This window comes from Chloroflexota bacterium, assembly GCA_016235055.1.
In the GTDB taxonomy this organism is placed as follows: Bacteria; Chloroflexota; Anaerolineae; order JACRMK01; family JACRMK01; genus JACRMK01.
Window position 1 is genome coordinate 18,810 of sequence record JACRMK010000034.1, and the last position, 7,168, is coordinate 25,977.

Here is a 7,168-nt window from a genome sequence, read left to right on the forward strand (position 1 = left end):
GACGGCCACAGCTACGGCGACGGCAATCCCGCCGACCGCCACCGCGACGGCGACTGCAACGATGGTGCCGCCGACGGCCACAGCTACGGCGACGGCAATCCCGCCGACCGCCACCGCGACGGCGACTGCAACGATGGTGCCGCCGACGGCCACAGCGACGGCGACGCCAATCCCGCCGACGGCTACAGCTACTGCGACCGCGACGGCAATCCCGCCGACCGCGACGATGGTGCCGCCGACGGCCACAGCGACGGCGACGGCAATCCCGCCGACGGCCACAGCTACGGCGACGCCAATCCCGCCAACCGCTACCGCGACGGCGACTGCAACGATGGTGCCGCCGACGGCGACAGCGACGGCGACGCCGATTCCACCGACCGCGACACCGACTGATCTGCCGACCGCGACTCCGATCCCGGCGACAGCGACGGCGACGGCAATCCCGCCGACCGCGACGGCGACGATGGTGCCGCCGACGGCGACAGCGACGGCGACGATGGTGCCGCCGACCGCCACCGCGACGCCAATCCCGCCGACCGCCACCGCGACGCCGGTTCCGCCGACAGCTACGGCGACGGCAATCCCGCCGACGGCCACAGCTACGGCGACGGCAATCCCGCCGACGGCGACGGCAATCCCGCCAACCGCCACCGCGACGATGGTGCCGCCGACCGCCACCGCGACGGCAATCCCGCCGACCGCCACCGCGACGCCAATCCCGCCGACGGCCACAGCTACGGCGACGCCAATCCCGCCGACGGCTACAGCTACTGCGACCGCGACAGCAATCCCGCCGACCGCCACCGCGACGATGGTGCCGCCGACGACGGCCACAGCTACGGCGACGCCAATCCCGCCAACCGCCACCGCTCAGCCGCCTGCCGCACTTCCGAGCCAGATGGTACGCGTGGATAGCATCCAGATCGGCCGCGATAGCAGTGATCAGTTCACCGCAATGAACGTCTTCAAACCGGGCGACAACCTGGTGGTGCGCGCGCACGTCACCGACAACAATGGCAACTCGGTCAGCCACGCCTCCGTCACGCTGGCCGTGCTGAAGCCGGATGGCACCGCGCAGTGCACGAGCACGGGCTTGACCGACGACATGGGCGATATGACGATCACGTGCAGCACTTTGCAGCAGTCGCCCGTCGGCGTGTGGACTGTCCGGCTTCGCACGGTCAGCCGGACCGGCTACGGCACGGATATGACGCAGTCCGTGATGTGGAGCTTGTTCACACTCCAATAATGGCTACACCCGTTCGGTGCAAAGATTGACACCCGGGGCAGATCAATGCGGATGACGCGCTTCGGCTAAGTTCACGCAATGAACTAAAGGTGGATCCCATGACATGGCGACCGAGCAGGCTTACAAGAGAACAGATGGAGGAGCGTCGTCTGGCAGGCGCACGGATGCTGCGCGAGGGGCGGCGGCAATCGGATATCGCGAGAGAGCTTGGCGTCAGCGAGGCGGCCGTAAGCCAGTGGAAGCATGAATTAGAAGAGAATGGCACGGGGGCGCTGCGAGCGAACCCGGCCACCGGCCGGCCGTCTAAACTGGACGCGATGCAACGGCTGGAGTTGAAGCGACTGTTGCATCAGGGCGCGCGCGCGGCAGGTCACGATTCGGAGCAGTGGACGCAGTTGCGCGTCCAACAGTTGATTCACACCCGCTTTGGCGTCTGGTACCATCCGAACTATGTCGGGCGACTGCTGGCCCAATTGGGCGTCAGCATCGGTGAAGAATTAGAACCTGTGGTTGAGAATTCTGACGACCTGACGATCACATGGGCCAGAATGCAATGACCTATTGTGGCAACTGTAGATTACCGCATCAATAACGTGTAAGAAATCAAGCGAAATAAAGTGAGGATCGTGGCCTGAATCTTGGAATGTGCCGGAAGGTGACGAAAGTTGCACTAAAACGATATTGATTTTTCATAGTTTACCATGGTATTCTGTATGTGAAATACGGCACAAAGATAACCAGGCCGCCGTAAATTGGACGCGAAGACTTGGCCGAGCGAGTGGCGTAACCGGTCGTGCCTGCAGATGTAGCGCACGGTTTAGCGCTCTTTAACAACCGCACAGAAGGCAAATGGACGCGAAGAAGCCGGGTTCGCAGTAAGCTGGACGCCTGGACCGGGTGGAGCGAGTGGCGTAACCGGCCGTGACACGAGCGCAACCAGGCTCACGTCGCGGCACTTTCGTCGGATCGAGTCGTTGGCAGCAAAGCATTAAACGGAAGCGATGAAACCGGACCCGCGGTAATCATGGACGCCTAGGGCCGGCGGAGCGAGTGGCGTAACCGACCGTGTGCGAGTCTTCGAGGACCGCCACGGTTTTTTGTTGCACAGAAACCGCAGGCGATCCTCCGTTGTCCACACGGAGGATTGACATGCTAAAGCATTTCAAGTTTGTGATGGGCGCGGCTCTTTCGCTCATAGTGACGCTCATGCTGGCCGGCATGGTGTCGGCGGCGCCGAACCCGACCTACGGGTATGCCGTAGTCGATGGGAACAGCAGCGAATGGACACTGGCCAATGACTTCTTCTCAAACATGTGCACGGCGTTCGACTGCAGCAAGCCGACGACGGCGAAGCTGTACCTGCGCTACGATTGCTCGACGCAGACGATGTACGCGCTGGTGAAGGTGCAGCCAGGCAGCACGCTGGACTCGACGTCGGGCAACGATGCCTGGATTGCCGTCAATACAATTAGCAACAAAGTGGTGAGCCAGTCCTCGGGCAACAACGGCGTCGCGCCGGACTTTGCGTGGCTCACAACGAACAACGGCTTCGAGGCCTCGTTCCCAGCCGCTTCTTACGGCACGTCGTTCACGCTCAAGGCACACATCAACGTGAACAGCGGCAACACCAGCGGCACGCCGGGATTTGTGCAGGTGACCATCGCGTGCCCAAGCATCAGCGCATCGACGACGCGCTCGGGCAACCTGGCAAACAACAACATTGAGCCGGGCACAAAGATCAGCGACACGCTGTACCTGACGGGCACGCTGTCCACGCCGTTGGCGGGCACAGTCCAGTTCTACTATTGTGCGGGCACACTGCTGACGTTGCCGAACTGCAACACGGATCCGCTGACGGCCATCGGCAGCCCGGTGAGCGTGGCAGCGGGGACGAACGGCGGGTTCCAGACGGGCACGGCGAGCTCGAACAATGTCTCGTTCGGTGTGGGGTCGTACTGCTTCAAGGCGGTCTTCACGCCGGCGGCGGGCAGCCCGTACCCGGGTGTGTCAGAGACGAACCAATTGGATACCGGCGGACGCGCAGAGTGCATCCGTGTCTCGGGCGCGACGGCGGTGACGATGTCGAGCTTCGAGGCGACAAGCACGCCGGCGCTGGCAACCGACGGCATGCTGGCCGGGTTGAGCCTGGCGGGTATGCTGGCGCTGGGTGGTGTGGCGCTGGCGGCCTGGCGCAAGCGCTAAGCACGACATAGCACAAGCATAACATGTTAACAACCAGACCCTGCGGGTTCCCAAACCCGGAGGGTCTGGTTTTGCACCGGCGAACAATGTCAGCGCATGTTCGCGTTTGCTCATTATGCGACGCTTCATAATCCTACTTTTGAAATCGCACTGCAAATTAAGCAATATTAAAGTATGCCGCCTGCTTGAGTTATATTGGCGGAAGACGGGGTTCCAATATTGACACCGCAGGGGTATTGTTATTGAACGGTTAAATCGAGATAATGGAACACAACGGACGCGAAGACAGTCGGGTCGCAGAAAGCTGGACGCCTAGACCGGGCCGAGCGAGTGGCGTAACCGGCCGTGCCTGCAAGCGCTGCGCACGGCTTTCGTGCTCTTTAATAACCAAACAGGAGGTGCAGGACGCAAAGACAGCCGGGTCGTTGTAAGCTGGACGCCTAGACCGGGCCGAGCGAGTGGCGTAACCGGCCGTGATACGAGCGCAGTCTAGCTCACGTCGCGGCGTTTTTTGTTCGACTTAGGTGCAGGCAGGACAGCAGGAATACGGAAGCGATGAAGCCGGACCCGCAGTAACTTGGACGCCTAGGGCCGGTGGAGCGAGTGGCGTAACCGACCGTGTGCGAGTCTTCGAGGACCGCCACGGTTTTTTGTTTTTTTATAGAAACCGCAGGCGATCCTCCCTTATACCCCACACGGAGGATTGGATGAAAATGCAAAGGTTCGTGCCCGTTCGGCGTCATCGTCGCGGGTTGTTGGCTACGGTCGCAGCGGTCGTGCTTTCGCTGCTTGCCGTTCAGGTCTTCGCCGACAGCGTCGGCCAAAAGATGAACGCCAAGTACTTCGCGCCTGAAACGGTGCAATTGCTCCAGAGCCGCGCTCTCGCCGGCACGCCCGGTTTCCAGCTAGGCGATAGCGTGAACTACATTATTGAATTCGCTCCAATCAATAACGGATCTACAGTCGGTATTAATGGCTACGTCACGGACTATATTCCCGCTGGCACGGAGGTAATTGGCGCTTCGTTCGTCGTGCCGGACGGCTCAGGCGGCTTCACGACGGTCGCGCCCGATCTGCCGGGCGAGGCGCCCGACGGTTGGGGCAATCGCGGTCAAGGCACATTCGCGGCCCCGTTCAACACCAATGCGTACGACACAACCGGAAAGTGCGCTGCGTTCGGAAAGACCAACAACTGTGACGGCAGTATCGCCATGCTGTACGCCGACACGGGCATCTGGTACTCGACCGTGACGCGCACCGCGCTCTATGTGGCGCCCGACGTGGATGGGCGCGCGCGGCAGGGCACCAACGGCTACAACATCAACCCGACCGGCGCCAGCAACTTGAACACGCTGCTCGGCCAGGCCAAGGACACGACCCACAACCTGTGGGATGCCGACCAGACCAACGCCTTCGGCTCCACGGCGGGAGCGATCGCTGCGCTCGCCGCGCCAAAGTCGCTTGTCGGCTCGCTGACGAGTGGGGCGGGTGGCAACGATGGCAAAGGCCCGACCCCGTTTAACGTTGGGTCGGCAGTCGCCGGCCCGCTAACTGGCTACCAGTTGGACAACACCGCCGCTGCCGGCCCGTGGCAGCGCATCGCCTACGCCGGTTCGCGCATCGGCACGAACACGGTTGGCCCGGCGACGTCGTACGGCGGTTCCGGCGGCAATGTCGGCAGCACATCCACCATTGTTGGGTCGCCAACCAGCGCCGGCTTCAATTTGAGCGGCGTTAATCCGCTCCCGTCCGGCACCAATGCGGTGCGCTGGGCCGTTGGTCGCCTCGTGGTGGGACAGACGAAATACGTTAAGATCAACCTGCGCCTGACGGCTCTGCCGCCGGCCAATGGTCTGATTAACAACTGCGAAGTCTTCGGCGGCGACGTGGCGGAGCTGTTCGGCAAGAACGGCAAGGACAGCCCGTGGCGCTACAACGTGCCGAGCGTCTGCACATCGACGTCGAGCCTGTACCTGGTCAAGCAGATCATCAAGGTCAATGGCGTGCCATCGAACGGTGCGGTGATCCCCGCGAATGCCAAGTTGACTTACCGCCTCACGTATCTGAACACGAGCGCAATCGCGCAAACCAACGTGGTGCTTTCGGACACGTTGCCTGCGCAGACCGGCAGCAACCCGCTGAGCAACCTGGTGTTCCCCAGCGGTCCGAACCTGGCGCCCACCATCCCTAATCCGCTCGGCACGGTGAAGAACTTCCAGTTCCAGCCGATTGCGAGCCTGGCCCCCGGCGCGGGCGGTGTGGTCGAGTTCGATGTGCAGACCACGGCGGCGACGGGCGACGTCGTCACGAACAAGGCGTGCCTCAAGAGCACGGAAAATCCGACCGGTGTGTGTTCCCAGGCGGTCTCTAACGTGGTAAACACGTCGAACCTGATTATCCAGAAGAAGAGCGAGCTTGCCCATTCCGGGATTCCGGGGTCGATCGTTACCTACACGATCAATGTCACGAATACGGGCGCAGCGGCGGCATCCAACATCGTACTGTATGATTTCTTGCCGACGATGGGCGGCGCATGCTGCCTGAATGCGGCGCGCATCAACTTCGTGCCCGGTTCGAGCGTGTTCAGCGGCGCCATCACGGCGGTCACACCAATCACCGTGTCACCGCCGACGATTGTGCCGTACGTGGGCACGAATCGCGAGCAACTGACGTGGACCTTTACCGGTCAGACGCTGGCGCCCGGCGCCGGATTCAGTGTGCGGATTCTCGCTACGATTGGCGGGGCGATGCTGAACGGATCGTACGTCAACGACACCACCGTTGTTTACAACAACGGGCAAGCCAATGCAAGCGCCTTGACGCCGGTCACCAGCGGCGCGACGGCGGTGACGGTGTCGAGCTTCGAGGCGACAAGCACGCCGGCGCTGGCAACCGACGGCACATTGGCCGGGCTGAGCCTGGCGGGTATTCTGGCGCTGGGTGGTGTGGCGCTGCTGGTGTGGCGCAAGCGCTAAGCACGACGCAGCACAAGCACAACGCGTAACAACCAAGACCCTGCGGGTTCCCAAACCCGCAGGGTCTTTTTTTTGTACCGGCAAACCTCGCGCGCCGGCCAGTGATCGGGAGCGCTTGCCGCTCCGCGTGCCGAGACGCTCAGTTGTTCCAATCCATGCTTTACGAGCCGGAGCGGATTTCACATCTGCCCCGGCCTTTTCTATTTCACCGCCGGCTGCCCCGCGCTGGCGTGGCTCGGTGTCAGGCGTGCAGTGCCCGAGTACCAGATCATACCGTGCGAGATTGCTTTGCGCGGGGGGCAAGGCAGCGGGCAAAGCAAGTCCGTCCTCGGTAATGCCGCTTAACTTCGACGGCGTACCGGTCACTCTTCAAACCTTTAACATCCAACGTGAATCATCCGCGTTCCGCGCGCAGTTGATCTCAGAAACTCGTGTTATCTCACATCGATTCATGCGCCACACGCGCGGATTGCACGCATCGGGGTGAAGATGACCAAAGTACTACGGTTTTAAGGGCCTTTTGTGACCGTAGTCCTATGGTTTGCAATGGCGAAACGCATACACTGGAAGACAGATGAGATTGATTCGCAAATGATGTTCACAGGGAGTCTTCCAATGAAACGTTTCGCCACCTTCGCTATCGTCGCTATCGCGCTCCTCAGCGCGCTCGGCTTCGGCGCGGCCCAGGCCGCTCCGGCCACCCGGCTGACCGAGGAGTACGACGGCCCCGCCATCTCGTCCG

Annotated in this window: 5 protein-coding genes and 4 riboswitches; of the genes, 4 read left to right on the plus strand and 1 reads right to left on the minus strand. The window is 62.0% G+C overall.

Annotated elements, in window-relative coordinates:
- Window positions 1–834, minus strand: an 834-nt coding sequence (locus HZB53_08475; protein MBI5877670.1) for a hypothetical protein, incomplete at its 3' end; no start/stop codon positions are given.
- 64 nt (window positions 835–898) lie between these two features.
- Here HZB53_08475 and HZB53_08480 point away from each other — a divergent pair.
- From HZB53_08480 to HZB53_08495, 4 genes are all read left to right on the plus strand, one after another.
- The gene (locus tag HZB53_08480) at window positions 899–1,249 is read left to right on the plus strand and encodes a hypothetical protein (protein ID MBI5877671.1); all 351 of its coding nucleotides are present in this window, start codon (window positions 899–901) and stop codon (window positions 1,247–1,249) included.
- Between the two features lie 98 nt (window positions 1,250–1,347).
- Complete coding sequence (locus HZB53_08485) at window positions 1,348–1,806, plus strand: transposase (protein MBI5877672.1); 459 nt, start codon at window positions 1,348–1,350, stop codon at window positions 1,804–1,806.
- Between the two features lie 285 nt (window positions 1,807–2,091).
- A riboswitch (cyclic di-GMP riboswitch) is annotated at window positions 2,092–2,179 on the plus strand.
- 55 nt (window positions 2,180–2,234) lie between these two features.
- Window positions 2,235–2,320, plus strand: a riboswitch (cyclic di-GMP riboswitch).
- A 78-nt stretch (window positions 2,321–2,398) separates the two neighbouring features.
- Complete coding sequence (locus HZB53_08490) at window positions 2,399–3,451, plus strand: hypothetical protein (protein ID MBI5877673.1); 1,053 nt, start codon at window positions 2,399–2,401, stop codon at window positions 3,449–3,451.
- Window positions 3,452–3,717: 266 nt separating this feature from the next.
- Window positions 3,718–3,804, plus strand: a riboswitch (cyclic di-GMP riboswitch).
- Window positions 3,805–3,990: 186 nt separating this feature from the next.
- A riboswitch (cyclic di-GMP riboswitch) is annotated at window positions 3,991–4,078 on the plus strand.
- A gap of 80 nt (window positions 4,079–4,158) precedes the next feature.
- The gene (locus tag HZB53_08495) at window positions 4,159–6,426 is read left to right on the plus strand and encodes a hypothetical protein (GenBank protein MBI5877674.1); all 2,268 of its coding nucleotides are present in this window, start codon (window positions 4,159–4,161) and stop codon (window positions 6,424–6,426) included.
- Window positions 6,427–7,168 lie beyond the last annotated feature (742 nt).